We start from the raw sequence: 20,339 nt of genomic DNA, 5'->3' as shown, positions 1-20,339 counted from the left end.
GGGCGGCGTTCCGACGAAGGTGTCGGGTCAGTCGACATTCATGGTGATTGTTCAACCGCTTTCGCGAGCAAGCTCGCTCCCACAGGGCCGGTGTGGTCAGTCGCAGGTGTGCATCTCTTGCAACTGCCCCAAGCGACTGCGCGTGCGCGCCAGGTCAATGGCATGGCCGTCGAGGCTTTCACGCAAGGGCAGGTGACCGAGCAGCGTCAGGTGCTTGTCCTGGTCGTATAGCACGTCGATCAGGTTGATGAAGCGCTGTTGGGCGGCGATCGAGCACTCTCCCAGTTCCGGCAGACCATCAATGATCCAGCGGTCGAAACGTCGACACAGTTCCAGATAATCCATGACCGCCGTCGGCTGTTCGCACAGATCGCTGAAGGTAAAACCGACACGCCGCGCTTCATGCAACCGCGCCTGAAACTGTCGGGTGCCCACCGCTAACCTGATGGCTGGCGCGTCTGCGGGCGGCAGCTCCAGCGCAGCGCGCTGTGCGGGCGTGGCCGGCCACACATAATGCCCCTGGGTGAAAATCTGCTGCGCAGAGTGGCGCGTGTGACTGCGGTAATCGTGCGGGCCGCCGACCTCCATCACCTGCATGTGCATATTGATCAGCTCAATCACCGGTTTGAAACGAGCGTGATAGAGCGGATTGGGCAGCAGGCCTTCAGGCGCATAGTTGGAGGTCACCAGCAGCAGAATCCGCCGTTTGAACAATGCCTTGAACAGCCGGGTGATGAGCATGGCATCGCCGATGTCATGCACATGAAACTCGTCAAAACACAGCACCCGACAATCCTGCAGCAGTTCGTCGAGGGTCGCTTCGAGAGCATCGTCGTGCGCGCGATGGCTGAACATGCCTTGATGCAATTGCGCAAAAAACTGATGGAAATGCAGGCGCCGTTTCTGGGTGATCGGCAGGGCATGAAAGAAACCATCGAGCAACCAGCTCTTGCCGCGTCCGACGGCGCCGAACAGATACAGACTCGGCGCGGTTCGGCCGCTTGCACCAAACAACAGGCTGGCCTGCTGCGCCATGCACTCGATGACGCGCTGCTGGCTGTGACTGAGGGTGTAACCCTGACCGCTGGCCTTGTGCCGGAAGTAGTCGCGGATCGACTGGGCACTGGCGTCATGCCCGGCGCTGGCCGGCAAACCCTTGCCCAACCATCGGCGCAACGCCGGCCAGCGCTGGGTCAGTCGCGATCGTTTCGGCGGTTGGGCTGGCACTGTGGGCGTCTCCGTGTTCGTAGAACCGGCTCCCGGAAGCGCGGCGACACAGTGTAACCAGACGCCGACCTGGCCAGCCACTGGGACGGGGCGAGAGTGGGCGGTTATTGAACAAACTTATGCGGCACGTACAGCTATTTTTAGCGACATGGCCCGACCACTTGCCAACCTTTCGAAACATATCCCGGGCGATCCATGGATCCAATCGACTGGCGGAATCGTCGACCGTTGCTAATCTCAATCACAGAAACGACGTCGCAAGCGGTCGCTGACAAGGAACGGTGCAGTGAATGTACATGTGCTCATGGGCCTGCTGGGTGTGCTCGTTGCGCCCGTCAATGCGGCGGATCTTCAGGTCGAAGTGCGCGTCGATGTGCAGCGTGGCTGCCAGTTGATCGGCCAGCAGCGTGAGGCCGGCATCGAGCAACTGGGTGTGCTCGACTTCGGCAGCACCGCGCGCCTTGACGACCCGACCGGGCCATTGGGCGCGGCGTTGACCAATCAGCGCCTGCCACGGCTGGAGTGCAATCCGGACACGCCATACCAGATGCGCGTCGACGGCGGTTTGCATGGCGGTGTCGGGGAAGTCCGCTACATGGCCGGTTCGACCGGCAGCAAACCGATTCCGTACCGCTTGTATCAGGACGCCGCGCGACGGGTGCCGCTGGTGGTGGATGTGCCGGTCAGCGGACGGGTGCCGGACAGCGGCACCGTGGAATTACCGTTGTACGCGCGGATCGAGCGGCTGGCCGAAGTGCCACAGGTCAGCCGTTACTCGGATCTGGTCAAGGTCACGGTCAGCTGGTGATCACGGTTTCAACAGGCACCCGGTGGATGCGGGTGTGCATGGAAGGCGTTCGATCTTGAACGCGGTGGTTGAGTCACCAAAAAGGAGCAGGGACGGACGCAATGACAGGCAAGCACTGGATGGTGATCGCAGCAGGAGCGCTGGTATTGCTCGCCGACGACGCCCAAGCGGGGATGAGCGGGCAGATCAATGCGCGGCTGATCCTGATTGCCGGCTGCGAAGTCACCAACACCAGCGATCCCGCCAGCCCGGTCAGCGACCTCGGCACCCTCGATTTCGGCCTGCAGGGGCCGACCTGGAATGCGCCGATCAAGGCCAGTCTCGACGGTGACAGCAGCGGCAAACTCAATGTTGCCTGCAATCCGTCGGTCACCGGTTTTACCGTCACCATTGATGGCGGCACCCACGGCGACGGCAATACCCGGCGTCTGAGCAACGGCCGCCAGACCCTTCCCTATCAGCTGTTCGTCGATCCCTCCGGCGCCCGGAGCTACAGCATCGGCCAGCAACACAATTTCGCTGTCACCAGCGGTGCGCGGATACCCATCCCGGTATTTGGCTCGGTGGTGGCGAATACCCGCGCGGTACCGGCAGGGGTCTATACCGACACCCTGACGGTGACGCTCGACTGGTAACCCCGTAGAGGACGGACACCATGCGTATGTTTGCATCAAGGATAGGTTTGTCGTTGCTCGGCCTGGCGCTGGTTTCCAGTGCCAACGCCGCCACCACGGTCACCGGCCAGATCACCTCCAGCCTGATTCTGATCAGCAGCTGCCAGGTCAACGGCGCTGGCGGTTCGACCGGTCTGAACTTCGGTGCGTTGAACTTCGGCACCGCCAACAGCCTGTTCACCACGGCCACCGGGCAAGTGTTGGGCGGTGGCGGCGGGGCGCTGTCGATTCTCTGTTCCAGTGGCACCACGCCGACGGTCAAGGTGCGCGCCGGTTCCCATGACGGCATGTCGCCGGGGGGCACGCGAGCGTTGTACGACGGGGTCGCCAATTACGTGCCGTACGACTTGTACACCGATGCCGGGCACTCGCAACTGCTGGCGATCGACGGGACGATCAACCTCGCCGCCAGCACCGGCGTTGCGCAGACGGTGAACATTTACGGTCAGGCGGTGGGCAAGGCCGGTTTGCCGGCGGGGACCTACACCGACACCGTCGCTGTTGAACTGACGTTCTGATGCCATGCGCCGCCATGGCTGCGCCGCGCTGCTCCTGCTCTGTGCGGGGAGTGCGCCGCTGCCGCTGACGGCGGCAACGAGCCAGAGCTTTCAGGTCAGCGCCACGGTCACTGCCGGGTGTCTGGTGGTGGGCGGGGTGTCGAACTATGGCGGGCTGAATTTCGGTTCGCGTTCGGCACTGGCCACCGGCACTGTGCAGGTCGCGTTGACGGGGGGCGTGCAGTTGCAATGTACGCCGGGCGTGACCTTGAACATGAGTGTCGATGGCGGCCAGTACAACAACAGCGGCCGGCACATGCAGGTCAACAGCGGCAGTGCGCGGGTGGCGTATGCGCTGTTTCGCGATGCGGCGTACAGCCAAAGCCTGGGCATTGGCCAGAGTGTGGCGGTGGCCTACAGCGATGCGAACAACATCAGCCTGCCGATTTACGGTCAGGTGCAATTGCCGGGCAATCAGCCTGGGGGGACGTACAGCGACGTGTTGCAGGTGCAACTGTCGTGGTGAGGCGAAGTCAGGATTGCCGACAAGGAGCAGGTCTATGCGGTGTTACACGTCATGGTGTTCGCTTGAGCATTGCGCGATAGCGGCATTGCTCATGCTGGGGATGAATTCTGTGCACGCTGCAAGTTCGGTGCTGATCTGGCCGATTGATCCGGTGCTGGAGGCCGATCAGCAGGCCAGTGCGTTGTGGCTGGAAAACCGTGGCAACGAAACCGCCAATCTGCAGATCCGCGTATTCGGCTGGAGCCAGAGCGGGTTCGTGGAGCAGTACCAGAACCAGCGCGAAGTGATCGGTAGCCCGCCAGTGGCGAAGATCGAACCGGGGCAGAAACAATTGGTGCGTCTGACCCGGACCAAAGAGGTGCCGCCGGGGCAGGAAATGGCTTACCGCATCATTATCGATGAAATTCCTTCCGCACAATCGGCGAGCGCTGACGGTGGCAAAACCGCTGCGGCGATCCGCTTCCAGATGCGTTACTCGGTGCCGCTGTTTGCCTATGGCGTCGGACTGTGGAGCAAAGAGGACAGCACCCGGGCGCGTGACCCCAAGGGGATCGGCCTGCCGCAGTTGAGCTGGCGCACGGTGGCGGTGGATGGCAAGCCTTATGTCGAAGTGCGCAATCAGGGCGCGGTGCATGCGCGGCTGACCGACGTGGCAATCAACCAGGCCGGGCAGAGCAAACCGTTGGCCGAAGGGCTGTTGGGTTACGTGCTGCCGGGCGCAGTGATGCGCTGGCCGGCACCGGCGGCACTGTCCAATGAGGCGGCGCTGCAGGTGCGGGTCAATGGTGCGGCGCAGGTGCAGAACATTACGCCGGCCAAGTGAGTGAGTCGTCGCGCCAATGACTGGCGTCGACGAAAGCGGTATCAGGAGGATTCAGTCCATTGACGGACGTAAAACGTGTATGAGCCCGGGATTGGCTCGCCGTATTCAGCGTCCGTTGTGGTTCATCACCGGCGCGTGTTGCCTGATGTTCGTGCAACCATCCGGGGCCGGCGATCTGCCGCCGCCACCCAGCGGCATGGAGGCCGTGAGTGATGCACAGTTGTTTCTGGAACTGGTGGTCAACCAGATGAATACCGGACGCGTCGTGGCAGTGCAGCAGCGCGACGGGCGCTTGTTTGTGCCGGCGACGGCGTTGCGCGAAACCGGCATGAAACTGCCGGATAATCTCGGCGCCGAGGTCGATCTCGACAGCCTGCCGGGGCTGCACAGTGACTATGACAGTGTCGGTCAGCGCCTGTTGCTGGACGTGCCGCCGGACTGGCTGCCGGAACAGTTCATCGGTAACCGCCAGGCTTATCCGCGCACTCCGGCGCTGAGCAGTTTCGGCGCACTGTTCAACTATGACCTGTACCTCAACGACACCGACGATGCTGGCACTTATCTGGCGGCGTGGAACGAAGTACGCTTGTTCGACAGTTGGGGCACGCTGTCCAACACCGGGCAATACCGGCGCACCTTGTCCGGTGATTCACTCAATACGCTGGACAATGGCTACCTGCGTTACGACACCACCTGGCGTTACTCTGATGACGAGCGGATGCTCACCTACGAGGCCGGTGACGTGATCAGTGGTGCGTTGCCGTGGAGCAGCTCGGTGCGTCTGGGCGGCGTGCAGTTCTCTCGGGATTTTGCCGTGCGCCCGGATCTGGTGACCTATCCGTTGCCGCAATTTGCCGGTGAAGCAGCAGTGCCGTCCTCGGTGGATCTGTTTATCAATGGCTACAAGTCCAGCAGCGCAGATTTGCAACCTGGACCCTACACGCTGACCAACATCCCGTTTATCAACGGTGCTGGCGAAGCCGTCGTCGTGACCACCGATGCACTCGGTCGGCAGGTCTCGACCACGGTGCCGTTCTATGTCACCAGTACCTTGCTGCAAAAAGGCTTGAGCGATTTTTCCGTGGCCGCCGGTACGTTGCGCCGTGACTACGGTTTGAAGGATTTCAACTATGGGCCGGGTGTCACCTCCGGCAGCCTGCGTTATGGCGTCAGCGACAGTTTTACTCTGGAAAGCCACGCCGAAGCGGCCGATTCGCTGACACTGGGCGGGCTCGGCGGCAATTGGCAACTGGGCAATTTTGGCGTGCTCAACAGTGCATTGAGCCAAAGCCGTTTCGACGGCGAGGGCGGTCATCAGGTCAGCCTGGGTTATCAGTACAGTAATCAGCGCTTCAGCTTTTCTTACCAACGTTTGCAACGCCACGATCAATACGCCGACCTTAGCGTGGTCGACAGCCCCTACATCAGCCTGAGCCGGCGCAGCGAACAGGCGACCCTGAGCCTCAATCTCGATCGCTGGGGCAGCCTTGGCGCGGGCTATTTCGATGTGCGCGCGGCGGACGATTCGCGCACGCGTCTGCTCAACCTCAGCTGGAGCAAACCGCTGTGGCGCAACAGCAGTTTCTACCTCTCGGCCAACCGTGAAATCGGCGACAGCAACTGGGCCGTGCAGGCGCAACTGGTGATTCCGTTCGACTTGCGCGGCAGTCTGGCGATCAGCACCGAACGCAGCAAAACCGGGCAGAGCCAGCAGCGGGTCAACTACAGTCGCGCGGTGCCAACTGAGGGCGGCGTAGGGTTCAATCTGGGTTACGCCAAGGGTGATGGCGCCGATTATCGTCAGGCCGACGTGACCTGGCGTCTGCAATCGGTGCAGTTGCAGGCCGGTGTCTATGGCACTTCCGACGCTGAAACCCGTTGGGCCGACGCCAGTGGTTCGCTGGTGTGGATGGACCGTCAGGTGTTTGCTGCCAACCGTATCGACGACGCGTTTGTGGTGGTCAGCACCGATGGCTTCGCCGACATTCCGGTGCGCTACGAAAACCAGCAGGTCGGTCAGACCGACAAGAACGGGCATCTGCTGGTGCCGTGGAGCAGCGCGTATTACCGCGGCAAATATGAGATCGATCCTCTGAACCTGCCGGCCAACGTGCGCAGCCCCAACGTCGAACAGCGCATTGCCGTGCGCCGAGGCAGCGGTTATCTGCTGGAGTTTCCGCTGAGCCGGGTGATTGCCGCGAGCATCGTGCTGGTTGATGCGCAGCAACGCGAGTTGCCACTGGGCGCGGGCGTGCTGCACGAGCAAAGTGGCGCGCGGACGGTGGTTGGCTGGGACGGGCTGGTCTATCTGGAAAACCTGCAGGCGCAGAACTCGCTGTTGGTCACGCTGGCCGATGGCAAGACCTGTCGGGCGCAGTTCAGCGTCGATATGAATCAGGATCAGGTGCCGTTGCTTGGGCCGTTGGTGTGTCAATGATGTTCAGGCGATGGCTATTGGCGCTGGCGCTGATGCTGCCGGGGGCGGTACAGGCCGCGTGCTCGGTGGTCAGCACCACACCGGCGGCGTTCGGCATGCTCAGTTCGATTGCTGTGCGCACGACTTCGCAGCCCAGTTCCACACTGAATGCGGGTTTGAGTTGCACCGGTTCGCTGCTGTCGCTGCTGACCAGTAACGACCACTTCTGGGGCACTGTGTCTTCGACGCAAGGCGGGCTGGTCGGGCCGACCGGCGATGTCATCAGCTACACGATCTATGCCAACAACAGCACCAGTTACCCGCTGACGCGCGGCACGGCCTATGACTTTGCACGCAACGGCATCATCGATGCCCTGGGCCTGCTCAACGGTACGACGCCGAAAACCGTGCCGCTCTATCTCGGTACAACCATCGGCAGCAACGTCGCGGCCGGGGTGTATACCGAGACCCTGAGCATTTTCTGGAACTGGAATTACTGCTCGGGAATCGGCATTGGCGCTATCTGCATCGGGCGCGATATCGCCAACGGCACGACCTCGCTGACGGTGAATCTGACCGTGTCCAACGACTGCACGATTACTGCGCCGAACATCGCGTTCGGCAGCGCGCCGGTGGTCAGCGCGTTCACGGCGGTGACCGGGCAGACCATCAATCTGGCCTGCACCAAAGGCAGTGCTTACACCGTGGGGTTGAGTGACGGGCAGAACGCGGTGAGTGTCGGTGGCCGGCGCCGGATGATTTCCGGGAGCAACTATCTGGCCTACGACATTTTCAAAAGCGCCGGCACCACGCGTTGGGGCAGTGTCGGCGCGGCGCGGCGGGCGAGTACCGATGCCGAGGTCAATCCGGGGAATGGCTTGGGCACGGGCAGCCAGATTTTCAACTACAACGCGAAGATCTACACCGACCAGACCACGCCGCCGGCGGGCACTTATCTGGACAATGTGGTTTTGGATGTAGGTTTCTGAGCCCGACGCTGAACCCTTGTAGGAGCTGTCGAGTGAAACGAGGCTGCGATCTTTTGATCTTGCCCTTAAGAACAAGATCAAAAGATCACAGCGTGCCGCAGCTCCTACATAGAACAGTGGTGTTTTCAGAATTGCAGCGATTGCTTGAGCTGCTGCGCTGCCGGCGTATCAACCGGGCTGACCATTGCATAGTTGTAGCCACCGCCCGACCAGTATTCGGCCTTCAAATCGCCATCACTGCGGCTGCCGCGCGGCAAAAAGGTGTTCTTCGGCCCCGGCGGGCGCACATAGAAACTCACTTTGTGCCCGCTGCCATCCTCATACATGACCATCGCCGCCGGGCCTTCATCGGTGCTGAGCAGGCGTCCGCTGACCGGTTCAAACCCAGCGGCCTTAAGGTCAGGCAAGCGACTGGCCTGGGTGAAGTAGCGGTCGAGCCAGCGTTGCATGTCGCCGTCATTGTCGACCTTGTAATCGGCCGGCAGCATCCCTTGCTGGGCGATCAAGCGATAGGCCTGCAAAGCGTCGGTCATTGGCAACATGGAAGGGCGCACGAGGGTTATCTCGCGAGCCTGCCAGCCACTGAAGCCACCGATGCTCACCGCGATCAGCAACACCGCCGCGCTGGCCAGATGACGACGTGACTGACGCTGGCGGCGCTGGCGGATCATGCCCGGATCAAGCGCCGGGTTGGCCGGTTGCTGCAGCGCACCGCTGAGTGCCGCGCGCAATTGTTGGGCATCCTGTTGCCAGGCGCGAACCTGCGCCGCTTCATCCGGGTGACTGGCCAGCCAGGTCTCCAGCACCCGCCGGTCGGCGTCGCTGAGTTGGTGGTCGACATAGGCGTGCAAGTCACGCTCATTGGGAGGCAGGCTGATCATTTGAGTATCCGCAAAGAAGGGCTGCTGATTTCACCGTCGCTCAATTGGCGCAAGGCCTGGCGGGCACGGGACAGGCGCGACATCACGGTGCCGATCGGGGCGTCGAGAATCTCGGCGACCTCTTTATAGGAAAGGCCTTCCACCGAGACCATCAGCAGCAGCGCGCGCTGTTCGGTGGGCAGGCGATCAAAGGCTTGCAGGGTCGACTGGGCGATCACGGTGCGTTCCACCGAGGGTTCGGCATCGTCGCGACCAGTGAAGAACTCGAGCATCCGTGCGTAGCGTCGCGAGCGGCGATGGGCATCGAGAAACTGCCGATAGAGGATCGCAAACAGCCAGGCGCGCAAGTCGCCGTCGGCGCGTTTGTCGCCCCAACTCGACAGCGCCCGCTCCAGGCTGGCCTGTACCAGATCGTCGGCGCTGCTGCTGTTGCGCGTCAGTGACACGGCAAAGCGGCGCAATCTGGGAATGATTTCTCTCAACTGTTCGTCGAATTCGCTCATGAAATTCTGCTAGTCACTACGCTGTGGACTAGGGAGACGTCCGTCGTTGGAGGTTATTCCACGTTCGGAAAAATAAATACCGAGCCGGGGAATAAATCCGCGCGGGGTGCGTCTTGCTGATTCTTCCTACTCGTGGCCGATGGCCCTGGAGTCGTTCATGGTTGATCGTTCATCACCCGATACCGCACCGCCCGGCGGGCCAAAGCGTCCACCTCTAAGTGCAGCAAACCTGGTGCTGCGTCTGGGCGGCATTGCTGTGGTAGTCGCTGCCGTGGCCGGGGCGTTTGCCTACGTGCATGGCAACTTTGACCCACAACGCCTGACGCCAAAAGCGCTAGTGGATGTACTGGAAAAGAACAACGGCGTGCACCCTGGCTTCCGTCGTAACCATGCCAAAGGCGTTTGCGTGATCGGCCATTTCGAGAGCAGTGGCGAGGCGCGGGTGTTTTCCACCGCGCAGGTGTTCAACGAGCCGCAGACTCCGGTGGTCGGTCGATTCGCGCTGCCGGCGGGAAATCCGTATGCACCGGACAGCAGCGTGCCGATCCGCAGTCTGGCGCTGCGTTTCACTCAGGCCAATGGACAGCAGTGGCGCACCGGGATGAACAGCATGCCGGTGTTCCCGGTCGGCACGCCCGAAGCGTTTTATCAATTGCAGCAGGCACAGTCGCCGGATCCGGCCACTGGTAAACCTGACCCGGCGAAGGTCCCGGCGTTCTTCGCCTCGCACCCGGAAACCGTGCCGTTCCTGACCTGGGTGAAAACCGCCAAGCCGTCGGCCAGTTATGCCACTGAAACCTACAACAGCGTCAATGCGTTTTATCTGGTCGACGCCAGCGGTAAAAAGCAGGCCGTACGCTGGAGCATGACGCCGTTGGCGCGGGATGCGGCGGGCGCCACTGCGCCTGAGGGCGGCGACTTTCTCGAGAAGGATCTGGTGCAACGTTTGGCCGCAGGGTCGCTGCGCTTTCAGTTGAACATCACCTTGGCCAATCCTGAAGACCCGGTAAATGACGCCAGCAAGACCTGGCCTGAGGGGCGCAAAGTGTTGAACGCCGGCACGCTGGTGCTGGAGAAAACCCAGCCGCAACTGAGCGGCGAATGCCGTGATATCAACTACGACCCGCTGGTGCTGCCGGCAGGGATTCAGGGCTCCGACGACCCGTTGCTCGCGGCCCGTTCCGCCGGTTACGCCAATTCCTACCTGCGTCGCACCAGCGAAGTCAGCCAGTTGCCCGCCGCCAAACAGGAGGCTCGTCCATGAGAACTCAACCGACGCATTTCGCCCTGGTGGCGCGGCTGCTGCATTGGCTGATGGCGCTGATGATCATTGCCATGCTGTTTATCGGCGCAGGTATGGTCACCTCGGTTTCCGAGCGGCATGAATGGCTGATTCATCTGCACAAGCCGCTGGGCATCGCGATACTGGCGCTGGTGATTGTGCGTTTGCTGGTGCGGCTCACCACGCGTCAGCCACCGTTGCCAGCCGATCTTCCGGACTGGCAGGCGCTGGCAGCCAAGGCTTCGCATCTGCTCCTGTATGCGCTGATGCTGGTGTTGCCATTGCTCGGCTGGGCGATGATCAGCGCTTCGGGTGAGCCGGTCATGCTCAGCACAACGTTGCAGTTGCCATCGATTGTTCCGGCGGACGCGCAGCTGTTTGCGCTGCTGCGCAAGGCGCATGGCTATCTGGCCTATCTGCTGTTCCTGACGGTGCTGTTACATCTGGCAGCGGCGCTGTTTCATGGCTGGATCCGCCGTGACGAAGTGCTCGACAGCATGTTGCGTGGTCGCGATCGCCGTTAACCCGTTTGCGTGGCGCATCGTGCCGGTGCGCCGCTTTTCAGGGTCAGCCACCAGTGCGCCAGCGCCACGCCGTTGATGCCGGCGCCGAGCAGGCACACGCCGATCCAGCCGGCCCACGCATACATGGCGGTCGAACTGATTGAGCCCAGCGCGCTGCCGATCGAGTAGAACAGCATGTAACCGGCGTCCACAGCACCATCGCGCTGGCGAAGGTCAGCAGGGCGAGGATCGCGCGTTGGAAAACCGAAGCGATCAGTGCGATGTCGCCAGTCGCCAGTTGTGGCAATGCATGCTTGGGCAGAACGCGAAACAGCAGCATTGCCATCAACAGGGTCAGCCCGGCTGACAGAAAGTAGATTGCACGCCATCCGGCCAGATCGGCCATGCCGCCAGCGATCGTGCGGGCCAACAGAATTCCTGCCACGATGGCCGCCGGTCACCACACCGACTACGCACCCGCGCAAAAGATCGCAGACAAGCTGCGATCTTTTGCGGGACGGAGGAGGGGATCAGCGCAAGGTATCAACCATGTCGGCGATGGTTGTCAGCACGTCTTTGCCCAATTGCTTCGAGCGTTTGCCCGACCAGCCGGTGACTTTGTCAGGATGGTCATCGTGATCCTTGAATGGCATTTCCAGGGTCAACGACAGGCAGTCGTATTTTTGCCCGACGCTGTTGCACGCCAGCGTCATGTTGGCCTGGCCCGGTTCGTCGCGGGTGTAGCCGTACTTGGTCTGGAAGTCTTTGGTGGTGTGTTTCAGGTGGCTGCGGAAATGTTCTTCGAGCTTCTCGATTCGCGGCGTGAAACCCGGATTGCCTTCGCAACCGGCGGTGAACACGTGGGGGATTTCTTCGTCGCCATGCACGTCGAGGAACAGATCGACGCCATACTTTTCCATTTGCTGCTGTACGAAAAGTACCTCGGGGCTGACTTCCTGACTGGCGTTCTGCCAAGCGCGGTTCAAGTCCTGGCCCATCGCGTTGGTGCGCAGGTGACCGTGGAAGGCACCGTCCGGGTTCATGTTCGGCACCAGGTACAAATCAGCGCTGGCCAGCAGTTTGTTCAACACGGGATCGTCGTGTCTTTCCAGGCGTTCGATCACGCCTTCCATGAACCACTCGGCCATGTGTTCGCCCGGATGCTGTTGAGCAATGATCCAGACTTTGCGCTGACCTTCGGCGCCGGTGCCTTTGCGCAGCAGTTGAATATCACGACCTTCGACGCTCTTGCCGGTGGCCAGCAGTTCAGTGCCAGCCTTGCTCAATGCCTGATCGATCAGCCAGTCGTGACGGCCACGGCTGTAAGGTTCGAAATAGGCCAACCAGGCGTGGGTTTGCTCGGCTTCGAGGCAAAAGCGCAGGCTGTCACCTTCAAAACTGGTCGGAATACGGAACCAGTTGACGTGGTCGTAGGAAGCGACTGCCTGATAGCCGGTCCAGGCTTTGTTATAGGAGGACTGGCTGGCGTTGACCAGGCGAAACCAGTGTTCCTGATGAACATGCAGACCGCTGGCCTTGAAGTGGAACCACTGAAAGTGGGCGCTGCGGGTGTCCGGGCGAATAGCCAGAACCGGATTGAGCGGATTGCTGATGTCGATGACTTGGATGTTGCCGCTGTCGAAGTTGGCGCTGATGTCGAACGAAGATTTGGCCACGGTCATAATCGATTCCTGAATATGATTTTTATGGCCGTTACTTTACACGCAGGCAGGTCTGAAACCGAGGGGAATTGCGGGGTGTGGCGGGGTGTGGCGGGGGGCGTCCTCCATGACGCGCAAGCAGCTTAGAGACTGTGCGATTGATTCTCAAGTGCTAATTGTCATTAGTTTGCCCCAATGTGGCCGGGCTCGGCTTGCCAAGCGATATTCTTTTGATATTATCCGCGCCATCGAATTTGCAACACCTGAAGACTTCATTAGCCTGAAGCTATAAGCCCGAAAAACGGGCAAAAAAAGACCCGGCAAAAAGCCGGGTCAAAAACCGTGATTAGCCTGATGAGGAGATAGTCCAGAAGACCGACCTAAGGTCTCTGGTCCATCGACTGATCTCGCGACCAGCTGCATGCAATAATAATCATTATCATTTGCAAGTCAAATGTTTTTATCTGCGCGATTGGAAAATTCTTTCCCGTCCGTCCGCTCTCCCGTTCCTCAGGCCTCATCGCCATCAAGTGAATGGTCGACCATCGCCCGCGCCATATCAACCATGTGCACCACTGAAAACGCCAGATCGCGACTCGCGCCTTGCAGGTTTTCCGCTGCCTTGAAGGCCGTGGCTGCGGCACAACGCAACAGATCCGAAGCATGCACCAAGGCTTCTTCGCCGCTCAGATGACGCCTGACATCGAAAAAGCGTTCGTCGACGGCCGGTTCTGACACAGCTGGTTTCAAGTAATAGTCCAGTGCCCGCTGCGCCGCCGCATTGCCCTGAGGCGAGGTGAAGGTGGTGTCCATTTGCAGATCGGGCAAGTCTTTGCTGCTGATATTCATGATGAAGAGGCACTCCTTGGTCGATTGAAAATCCGTGCTTTCAGAATAGTACTCTGCGTAGTTGTGACCAGAATTTAAATACTACAATATGTGTTTTGCTGGCCGAAGGCGTCCACGTAAGGTGCTGCACATGGATAAATGGATTGAGTTGGTCAAGGCCAAGATGAGTGAACTCAAAATCACTCAAACAGAGCTCGGAGAGCGCGTCGGCATGTCCCAGGGCGGGATCGGCCATTGGCTGAACAAGCGTCGCGAACCCGGCATCACGGAAATGAACCGCGTGCTGCAGGCACTGGGCATGGATTTTCTCGAAGTGGTGCTGGTGATCCGGGAACCGCAAATAACACCTGACGACGACATGCCGCTGGCGCAGAAGTACAACCCTTACTTCCGTTACCCGGTCAGCGATTGGCAAACGACGTGCGAGGTGCGTGAGAGCGACGCTACGTCCTACGCCAAGGCATCAGGCAAACAGCGTTTCGAACTGACGGATTACCACGCGCGTGGCGCGGCGTTCTGGTTGACGGTGACGGGAGATTCAATGACCGCGCCCAGTGGCCAGAGCATTGCCGAAGGCATGCTGATTCTGGTTGATCCGGCGGCCGAGGCGGTGCCCGGCAAACTGGTAATCGCCCAATGGCCGGACAGCCCTGAAGCGATCTTTCGCAAACTTGACGAACAGGGCGGCCAGCGTTACCTGGTGCCGCTCAATCCGACGTGGCCGAAAGCCCTGCTGACCGATGAGTGTCGAATCATCGGCGTTGTGGTTCAGGCAACGGCGCGTTACTAGTCAGATCGATCCTCGCCAGGCGTAGGATCGATCCTCATATTCACACTTCTTCCAGTTCAACCAAAGCGCTGCCTTCGCCGACCATTTCGCCTTCCTGGCAATACAGCGCTTTGATAACCCCTGCATGCGGCGCACGGATGCTGTGTTCCATCTTCATTGCTTCCAGCACCACCAGTTGCGCACCGGCCTCGACCGATTGCCCTGCCTCGACCAATACGCGAACAATGCTGCCGTTCATCGGTGCGGTCAGACCGCCCTGATGGCTGTGGCTGGCTTCGACGGCGCTGATCGGGTCGTACGTCTCGATGCGCCGCAACTCGCCTTCCCATTGCAGGTACAGCGAATCGCCTTGACGAATGGCACGCAACGTACGACGAACGCCCTCGTGCTCGACGATGAGTGCTTCACCGGACAGTCTCGCGTGATCAGCGGCATTCAGCGTCAATGCCCGATCCTGGCCCTCGCAACTCAAATGCAGGGTGATTTCCCGTGGCAGACCGGCACGTAAACCACTATTGAATGACCACGGCGAAGCAGGGTCATCCTGGCGCGCTAGCTGCGGCAGACTTTGCGCCACCGCCTGAGCCGCCGCGCTCCAGAATGCATCGCTCAACGTGCCTGAGGCAGGCAGCAATTGCTCCTGATAGCGCGGAATAAATCCGGTATCCAGTTCCGCCGCCGCAAACGCCGGGTGCGCGATGATCCGCCGCAAAAAGTTGATGTTGGTTTTCAAACCGCCAATGGCGAATTCGTCGAGCATGCTCAGCAGACGCAGGCGAGCCTGCTCACGATCCTCGCCCCAGGCAATCAGCTTGCCGAGCATCGGGTCGTAGAACGGCGAAATTTCATCGCCTTCTTCGACCCCGCTATCCACCCGGCGCCCAAGCCCTTCAGCCGATTCGCGATACAACGCCAGACGCCCGGTCGCCGGCAGGAAGTCATTCGCAGGGTCTTCGGCGTACAAGCGCACTTCAATCGCATGACCGTTCAACGGCACCTGCGCCTGGGTGATCGGCAGTGCTTCACCACGGGCGACGCGAATCTGCCACGCCACCAGGTCCAGCCCGGTGATTGCCTCGGTTACAGGGTGCTCGACCTGTAGTCGCGTGTTCATCTCCATAAAGAAGAATTCGCCACGGGCATCGAGCAAAAACTCCACCGTACCGGCGCCGACATAGCCGATTGCTTGCGCCGAACGCACAGCCGCTTCGCCCATGGCGCGACGCAGTTCAGGCGTCAGGCCCGGTGCCGGCGCTTCTTCGACGACTTTCTGGTGACGGCGCTGAATCGAGCAGTCACGCTCATTGAGGTACAGGCAGTTGCCATGCTGATCGGCAAACACCTGAATTTCCACGTGACGCGGTTTCAGCAGATATTTTTCCACCAGCATCCGCGAATCGCCGAACGACGATTGCGCTTCACGCTGAGCCGAGGCGAGGGCTTCGGCCAATTGGCTGACATCCTCGACGACTTTCATGCCCTTGCCGCCACCGCCGGCCGTGGCTTTGAGCAGCACCGGATAACCGATGCGTTCGCAGGCATCGCGGAAGGTCTCGAGATCCTGCGCTTCGCCGTGATAACCCGGCACCAGTGGCACGCCCGCAGTTTCCATCAGCGCTTTGGCGGCGGACTTGCTGCCCATCGCATCAATGGCCGAGGCCGGCGGGCCAAGGAAAATCAACCCGGCGGCTTCGATGGCGCGAGCGAATCCGGCGTTTTCCGAGAGAAACCCGTAACCCGGATGAATCGCCTGCGCGCCACTGGCCTTGGCCGCTGCGATCAGTTTGTCGATTTGCAGATAACTGTCGGCCGCTTTGCTGCCACCAAGATCGACGCGAATGTCCGCCTCACGGCTATGTCGCGCCTCGCGGTCGGTGGCACTGTGCACGGCGACCGTGGTCAGGCCCAGCGTTTTGGCGGTGCGCATTACGCGGCAAGCAATTTCACCACGGTTGGCCACCAGCAGGGTGGTGAGAACAGGTGCACTCATCAATGCGGCTCCTTGGTGGTGGTTGCGGCTTGCCAGCTCGGCGGACGTTTTTGCAGAAAGGCCCGCAAGCCTTCCTGGCCTTCCGGGCTGACACGAATGCGGGCGATGGCATTTTCGGTGTAGCGGCGCAGCGCGGGGGTCAGCGCGCCGTTACCGACTTCACGCAGCAAATCCTTGCTGGCGCGCATCGCGGCGGGGCTGTTGAGCAGCAGGTTGTTGATCCACTGTTCGACTTGCTGATCAAGTTCAGCGGCGGGATAGCTCTCGGACAACAAACCGATTTCCCGTGCGCGTTGGCCGCCAAAACGTTCAGCGGTCAGCGCATAGCGCCGCGCCGCGCGCTCGCCAATGGCTTGCACCACGAACGGACTGATCACCGCCGGCGCCAGACCAATACGCACCTCCGACAGACAGAATTGCGCGTCATCGGCGCCAATCGCCATGTCGCAGCAACTGATCAACCCCAGCGCGCCACCAAACGCCGCGCCCTGCACCACGGCCACGGTGGGGATTTTCAGCTTGGCGAGGTTGTACATCAGCTCCGCGAGTTCGCGGGCGTCATCGAGATTGGTGTGGTAATCGAGTTCGGCCGATTGCTGCATCCACGCCAGATCGGCGCCGGCGCTGAAGTGCTTGCCACGGCCACGCACCAGCAGGAAACGCAGGCTGGCATCACTGGCGACCTTGTCGAGTGCGAGGATCAGCTCGCGGATCATCTCGGCGTTGAACGCGTTGTTCTTTTCCGCGCGGTTGAGCCACAGCGTGGCGAAACCGCGTGGGTCGCTTTGCAGTTCGAGGGTGTTGAAATCACTCATGAGATTCTCCCGATCACATCCGGAACACGCCGAAGCGGCTCGGTTCGATTGGCGCGTTCAGCGACGCGGACAAGGCCAGGGCCAGCACATCGCGGGTCTGCGCCGGGTCGATGACGCCGTCGTCCCACAGCCGTGCGCTGGAATAGTAGGGGTGACCCTGCTCTTCGTACTGGTCGAGAATCGGTTGCTTGATCTCGTCTTCCTGCTCGGCACTGAACGCCTGACCGCTGCGCTCAGCCTGTTCGCGCTTGACCTGCACCAACACGCCCGCCGCCTGCTCGGCGCCCATCACGCCGATCCGCGCGTTCGGCCACATCCACAGGAATCGCGGATCGTAAGCGCGCCCGCACATGCCGTAGTTACCCGCGCCGAAGCTGCCGCCGATGATCACGGTGAATTTCGGCACTTTCGCGCAAGCCACTGCCGTGACCAGTTTCGCGCCATGTTTGGCGATGCCGCCGGCCTCGTATTTCTGGCCGACCATGAAGCCGGTGATGTTCTGCAAAAACAGCAGCGGAATGCCGCGTTGGCAAGCCAGTTCGATGAAGTGCGCGCCTTTCTGCGCGGCTTCAGCGAAGAGAATGCCGTTGTTGGCCAGTATCGCGATCGGATAACCGTGCAGATGCGCAAAACCGCAGACCAGCGTGGTGCCGAACAGCGCTTTGAATTCATCGAACACCGAACCGTCGACCAGTCGCGCAATCACTTCGCGTACGTCGAATGGTTGCTTGGCATCGGCGGAAACCACGCCATACAACTCATCGCTGCTGTACAGCGGCGCAATCGGCGTGCGCTGTTGCACTTCACCGAGCTTGCGCCAGTTGAGGTTGGCGACACTGCGGCGGGCGAGGGCGAGGGCATGTTCATCGCTCTCGGCGTAATGGTCGGCGACCCCGGAAATCTTGCAGTGCACATCGGCACCGCCCAGGTCCTCAGCGCTGACCACTTCACCGGTTGCGGCTTTGACCAGCGGTGGGCCAGCGAGGAAAATCGTCGCCTGATTACGCACCATGATCGCTTCGTCAGCCATCGCCGGCACATAGGCACCACCGGCAGTGCACGAGCCCATGACCACAGCGATTTGCGGAATGCCCATCGCGCTCATGTTGGCCTGATTGAAGAAAATCCGCCCGAAATGCTCACGATCCGGAAACACTTCATCCTGACGCGGCAGGTTGGCGCCACCCGAGTCGACCAGATAGATGCACGGCAGACGATTCTGCTGCGCGATGGTCTGCGCGCGCAGGTGCTTTTTCACGGTCAGCGGGTAGTACGAGCCGCCCTTAACCGTCGCGTCGTTGGCGACGATCATGCATTCGACGCCTTCAACCCGACCTATCCCGGCAATCACGCCAGCGGCGGGTACGTCTTCACCGTAAACGGCGTGAGCGGCCAATTGGCTGATTTCCAGAAACGGTGAGCCCGGATCGAGCAGGCGATTGATACGCTCGCGCGGCAGCAGTTTGCCTCGTGAGGTGTGACGTTCCTGGGCTTTCGCGCCGCCACCCTGGGCCACTTGGGCGAGCAGGGTGTGCAGGGCGTCGACCTGTTTGAGCATCGCCGCGCTGTTGGCAGCGAACTCCGCTGAACGTGGATTGAGCTGAGTGTGCAGAATCATTGGGCTACTCCGTAGCAGCTTCGAGTTGCAAGCTACAAGCTACAAGTTGAAGCAAGAGCGCGGTCCTCTTGCAGCTTGGAACTTGCCGCTTGCCGCTGACGAAATTCATTTCGTTTCGTTGAAGAGTTCGCGACCGATCAGCATGCGACGGATCTCACTGGTGCCGGCGCCGATTTCGTACAGCTTGGCGTCACGCAGCAGGCGCCCAGCCGGGAATTCGTTGATGTAACCGTTGCCGCCGAGAATCTGGATGGCGTCGAGGGCCATTTGTGTTGCGCGTTCGGCGGTGTAGAGGATTACCCCGGCGGCATCTTTACGCGTTGTTTCGCCACGTTCGCAAGCCTGGGCGACTGCATAGAGGTAGGCGCGGCTGGCGTTGAGTTGGGTGTACATGTCGGCGACTTTGCCCTGGATCAGCTGGAATTCGCCGATGCTTTGGCCGAACTGTTTGCGGTCGTGGATGTACGGCACGATCAGGTCCATACACGATTGCATGATCCCGGTCGGGCCACCGGACAGCACGACGCGCTCGTAATCGAGGCCGCTCATCAGCACTTTTACGCCGCCGTTAAGCACGCCAAGGATGTTCTCTTCCGGCACTTCGACGTCATCGAAGAACAGCTCGCAAGTGTTCGAACCGCGCATGCCGAGCTTGTCGAACTTGTTGCTGCGGCTGAAGCCTTTCCAGTCGCGTTCCACGATGAATGCGGTGATGCCGTGCGGGCCTTTTTCCAGATCGGTTTTGGCGTAGATCACGTAGGTGTTGGCGTCTGGGCCGTTGGTGATCCAGGTTTTGCTGCCATTGAGGACGAAACGGTCGCCGCGTTTGTCGGCGCGCAGTTTCATCGACACCACGTCGGAACCGGCGTTTGGCTCGCTCATCGCCAGCGCGCCGACGTGTTCGCCGCTGATCAGTTTCGGCAGGTATTTGCTTTTCTGCTCGTGGTTGCCATTGCGGTTGATCTGGTTGACGCAGAGGTTGGAATGCGCGCCATAAGACAGCGCCACCGAAGCCGAACCGCGACTGATTTCTTCCATCGCCACCACATGCGCCAGGTAACCCAAACCCGCGCCGCCGTACTCTTCCGGCACAGTGATGCCGAGCAGGCCCATGTCACCGAATTTGCGCCACATGTCGGCTGGGAACAGGTTGTCGCTGTCGATCTGCGCCGCGCGCGGAGCGATCTCCTTGGCAACAAAGGACTGAACCTGATCGCGCAGCATGTCGATGGTTTCACCGAGGGCAAAGTTCAGGGATGGATAGCTCATGGGTCACCTTTTGGCTTTTTTGTAGGGTGGGGAGGGCGGTCGTTCTGCTCTCACCTTTACGTTAACGTAAGCTTGCGGCGAATGACTGTCAATCACCCTTTACGTTAACGTCAACTTAGGCGAGAGTAAGGTCAGTTCAAGATTGAAACGGAGCAGGCCTTGTGGGAGCGAGCCTGCTCGCGAAAGCGTCAGATCAGTCAACATGGATGTTGAATCCG

At 60.6% G+C, this 20,339-nt stretch carries 19 protein-coding genes and 1 pseudogene; 10 read left to right on the top strand and 10 right to left on the bottom strand.

Annotated features, from left to right (window positions below):
* Positions 1-96: 96 nt before the first annotated feature.
* Entirely contained in the window at positions 97-1,227 is a 1,131-nt protein-coding gene (gene zapE, locus U6037_RS18615; RefSeq protein ID WP_322844074.1) for a cell division protein ZapE, read from the bottom strand.
* Positions 1,228-1,531: 304 nt separating this feature from the next.
* Here zapE and U6037_RS18610 point away from each other — a divergent pair, with 304 nt between their 5' ends.
* The 7 genes from U6037_RS18610 (at position 1,532) to U6037_RS18580 (ending at position 7,960) form a co-directional block, all read left to right on the top strand.
* The gene (locus U6037_RS18610) at positions 1,532-2,035 is read left to right on the top strand and encodes a spore coat U domain-containing protein (RefSeq protein WP_416221725.1); all 504 of its coding nucleotides are present in this window, start codon (positions 1,532-1,534) and stop codon (positions 2,033-2,035) included.
* A gap of 101 nt (positions 2,036-2,136) precedes the next feature.
* A complete protein-coding gene (locus tag U6037_RS18605; RefSeq protein ID WP_322844072.1) occupies positions 2,137-2,670 on the top strand; it encodes a spore coat U domain-containing protein in 534 nt (177 codons plus the stop codon).
* Between the two features lie 20 nt (positions 2,671-2,690).
* Positions 2,691-3,227, top strand: a complete 537-nt coding sequence (locus U6037_RS18600; protein WP_064389251.1) for a spore coat U domain-containing protein — start codon at positions 2,691-2,693, stop codon at positions 3,225-3,227.
* A 4-nt stretch (positions 3,228-3,231) separates the two neighbouring features.
* Positions 3,232-3,732 (top strand): spore coat U domain-containing protein, encoded by a 501-nt coding sequence (locus U6037_RS18595; protein WP_122607800.1) that lies wholly within the window; start codon positions 3,232-3,234, stop codon positions 3,730-3,732.
* Between the two features lie 91 nt (positions 3,733-3,823).
* The gene (locus U6037_RS18590; RefSeq protein ID WP_416221724.1) at positions 3,824-4,555 is read left to right on the top strand and encodes a molecular chaperone; all 732 of its coding nucleotides are present in this window, start codon (positions 3,824-3,826) and stop codon (positions 4,553-4,555) included.
* 79 nt (positions 4,556-4,634) lie between these two features.
* Complete coding sequence (locus tag U6037_RS18585) at positions 4,635-6,992, top strand: fimbria/pilus outer membrane usher protein (protein ID WP_322844071.1); 2,358 nt, start codon at positions 4,635-4,637, stop codon at positions 6,990-6,992.
* Positions 6,989-7,960 (top strand): spore coat U domain-containing protein, encoded by a 972-nt coding sequence (locus tag U6037_RS18580; protein WP_322844070.1) that lies wholly within the window; start codon positions 6,989-6,991, stop codon positions 7,958-7,960. Before U6037_RS18585 ends, U6037_RS18580 begins: the two co-directional genes overlap by 4 nt.
* A gap of 125 nt (positions 7,961-8,085) precedes the next feature.
* On the opposite strand, the gene U6037_RS18575 is transcribed toward U6037_RS18580, so the two are convergent.
* Both U6037_RS18575 and U6037_RS18570 read right to left on the bottom strand, forming a co-directional pair.
* A complete protein-coding gene (locus U6037_RS18575) occupies positions 8,086-8,841 on the bottom strand; it encodes an anti-sigma factor (protein WP_322844069.1) in 756 nt (251 codons plus the stop codon).
* Positions 8,838-9,344, bottom strand: coding sequence for an RNA polymerase sigma factor (locus U6037_RS18570; RefSeq protein ID WP_150652287.1), 507 nt, complete (start codon positions 9,342-9,344; stop codon positions 8,838-8,840). The genes U6037_RS18575 and U6037_RS18570 overlap by 4 nt, the downstream gene beginning before the upstream one ends.
* A gap of 157 nt (positions 9,345-9,501) precedes the next feature.
* Here U6037_RS18570 and U6037_RS18565 point away from each other — a divergent pair, with 157 nt between their 5' ends.
* Together U6037_RS18565 and U6037_RS18560 are read left to right on the top strand one after the other, a co-directional pair.
* Entirely contained in the window at positions 9,502-10,608 is a 1,107-nt protein-coding gene (locus tag U6037_RS18565; RefSeq protein ID WP_322844068.1) for a catalase family peroxidase, read from the top strand.
* A complete protein-coding gene (locus U6037_RS18560; RefSeq protein ID WP_322844067.1) occupies positions 10,605-11,150 on the top strand; it encodes a cytochrome b in 546 nt (181 codons plus the stop codon). The genes U6037_RS18565 and U6037_RS18560 overlap by 4 nt, the downstream gene beginning before the upstream one ends.
* Here U6037_RS18560 and U6037_RS18555 read toward each other — a convergent pair.
* The 3 genes and pseudogenes from U6037_RS18555 to U6037_RS18545 all read right to left on the bottom strand — a co-directional run.
* A pseudogene (locus U6037_RS18555) lies at positions 11,147-11,611 on the bottom strand (hypothetical protein); the annotation flags it as partial. The gene U6037_RS18560 and the pseudogene U6037_RS18555 overlap by 4 nt on opposite strands.
* Before the next feature lie 48 nt (positions 11,612-11,659).
* Positions 11,660-12,811 carry a M14-type cytosolic carboxypeptidase gene (locus U6037_RS18550; RefSeq protein ID WP_322844066.1) on the bottom strand — a complete coding sequence of 384 codons (1,152 nt, stop codon included), beginning with the start codon at positions 12,809-12,811 and terminating at the stop codon, positions 11,660-11,662.
* Positions 12,812-13,300: 489 nt separating this feature from the next.
* Positions 13,301-13,639, bottom strand: a complete 339-nt coding sequence (locus U6037_RS18545) for a DUF6124 family protein (protein WP_116030176.1) — start codon at positions 13,637-13,639, stop codon at positions 13,301-13,303.
* Between the two features lie 130 nt (positions 13,640-13,769).
* Here U6037_RS18545 and U6037_RS18540 point away from each other — a divergent pair, with 130 nt between their 5' ends.
* A complete protein-coding gene (locus U6037_RS18540; protein ID WP_322844065.1) occupies positions 13,770-14,429 on the top strand; it encodes a LexA family protein in 660 nt (219 codons plus the stop codon).
* 40 nt (positions 14,430-14,469) lie between these two features.
* Here U6037_RS18540 and U6037_RS18535 read toward each other — a convergent pair whose 3' ends face one another.
* The 4 genes from U6037_RS18535 to U6037_RS18520 form a co-directional block, all read right to left on the bottom strand.
* Positions 14,470-16,419, bottom strand: coding sequence for an acetyl/propionyl/methylcrotonyl-CoA carboxylase subunit alpha (locus U6037_RS18535; protein ID WP_322844064.1), 1,950 nt, complete (start codon positions 16,417-16,419; stop codon positions 14,470-14,472).
* Positions 16,419-17,234 carry a gamma-carboxygeranoyl-CoA hydratase gene (locus tag U6037_RS18530; RefSeq protein ID WP_322844063.1) on the bottom strand — a complete coding sequence of 272 codons (816 nt, stop codon included), beginning with the start codon at positions 17,232-17,234 and terminating at the stop codon, positions 16,419-16,421. Before U6037_RS18530 ends, U6037_RS18535 begins: the two co-directional genes overlap by 1 nt.
* A gap of 13 nt (positions 17,235-17,247) precedes the next feature.
* A complete protein-coding gene (locus U6037_RS18525; protein ID WP_322844062.1) occupies positions 17,248-18,852 on the bottom strand; it encodes a carboxyl transferase domain-containing protein in 1,605 nt (534 codons plus the stop codon).
* Between the two features lie 105 nt (positions 18,853-18,957).
* Positions 18,958-20,121, bottom strand: a complete 1,164-nt coding sequence (locus U6037_RS18520) for an isovaleryl-CoA dehydrogenase (RefSeq protein WP_110719347.1) — start codon at positions 20,119-20,121, stop codon at positions 18,958-18,960.
* Positions 20,122-20,339 lie beyond the last annotated feature (218 nt).

It is taken from the genome of Pseudomonas sp. B33.4 (assembly GCF_034555375.1).
Lineage (GTDB): Bacteria > Pseudomonadota > Gammaproteobacteria > Pseudomonadales > Pseudomonadaceae > Aquipseudomonas.
Note: the sequence above shows the minus strand (reverse complement) of the source record. Positions and strands in the feature narration are given on the sequence as shown.

What these genes read in the sequence shown, in the direction of transcription:
- U6037_RS18520 (WP_110719347.1), bottom strand. Translation starts at nt 20,121, where the DNA reads ATGAGCTATCCATCCCTGAACTTTGCCCTCGGTGAAACCATCGACATG.
- U6037_RS18580 (WP_322844070.1), top strand. Translation starts at nt 6,989, where the DNA reads ATGATGTTCAGGCGATGGCTATTGGCGCTGGCGCTGATGCTGCCGGGG.
- U6037_RS18595 (WP_122607800.1), top strand. Translation starts at nt 3,232, where the DNA reads ATGCGCCGCCATGGCTGCGCCGCGCTGCTCCTGCTCTGTGCGGGGAGT.
- U6037_RS18590 (WP_416221724.1), top strand. Translation starts at nt 3,824, where the DNA reads ATGCTGGGGATGAATTCTGTGCACGCTGCAAGTTCGGTGCTGATCTGG.
- U6037_RS18535 (WP_322844064.1), bottom strand. Translation starts at nt 16,419, where the DNA reads ATGAGTGCACCTGTTCTCACCACCCTGCTGGTGGCCAACCGTGGTGAA.
- U6037_RS18545 (WP_116030176.1), bottom strand. Translation starts at nt 13,639, where the DNA reads ATGAATATCAGCAGCAAAGACTTGCCCGATCTGCAAATGGACACCACC.
- U6037_RS18610 (WP_416221725.1), top strand. Translation starts at nt 1,532, where the DNA reads ATGGGCCTGCTGGGTGTGCTCGTTGCGCCCGTCAATGCGGCGGATCTT.
- U6037_RS18565 (WP_322844068.1), top strand. Translation starts at nt 9,502, where the DNA reads ATGGTTGATCGTTCATCACCCGATACCGCACCGCCCGGCGGGCCAAAG.
- U6037_RS18570 (WP_150652287.1), bottom strand. Translation starts at nt 9,344, where the DNA reads ATGAGCGAATTCGACGAACAGTTGAGAGAAATCATTCCCAGATTGCGC.
- U6037_RS18605 (WP_322844072.1), top strand. Translation starts at nt 2,137, where the DNA reads ATGACAGGCAAGCACTGGATGGTGATCGCAGCAGGAGCGCTGGTATTG.
- U6037_RS18560 (WP_322844067.1), top strand. Translation starts at nt 10,605, where the DNA reads ATGAGAACTCAACCGACGCATTTCGCCCTGGTGGCGCGGCTGCTGCAT.
- U6037_RS18600 (WP_064389251.1), top strand. Translation starts at nt 2,691, where the DNA reads ATGCGTATGTTTGCATCAAGGATAGGTTTGTCGTTGCTCGGCCTGGCG.
- U6037_RS18530 (WP_322844063.1), bottom strand. Translation starts at nt 17,234, where the DNA reads ATGAGTGATTTCAACACCCTCGAACTGCAAAGCGACCCACGCGGTTTC.
- U6037_RS18585 (WP_322844071.1), top strand. Translation starts at nt 4,635, where the DNA reads ATGAGCCCGGGATTGGCTCGCCGTATTCAGCGTCCGTTGTGGTTCATC.
- U6037_RS18550 (WP_322844066.1), bottom strand. Translation starts at nt 12,811, where the DNA reads ATGACCGTGGCCAAATCTTCGTTCGACATCAGCGCCAACTTCGACAGC.
- U6037_RS18575 (WP_322844069.1), bottom strand. Translation starts at nt 8,841, where the DNA reads ATGATCAGCCTGCCTCCCAATGAGCGTGACTTGCACGCCTATGTCGAC.
- U6037_RS18525 (WP_322844062.1), bottom strand. Translation starts at nt 18,852, where the DNA reads ATGATTCTGCACACTCAGCTCAATCCACGTTCAGCGGAGTTCGCTGCC.
- U6037_RS18540 (WP_322844065.1), top strand. Translation starts at nt 13,770, where the DNA reads ATGGATAAATGGATTGAGTTGGTCAAGGCCAAGATGAGTGAACTCAAA.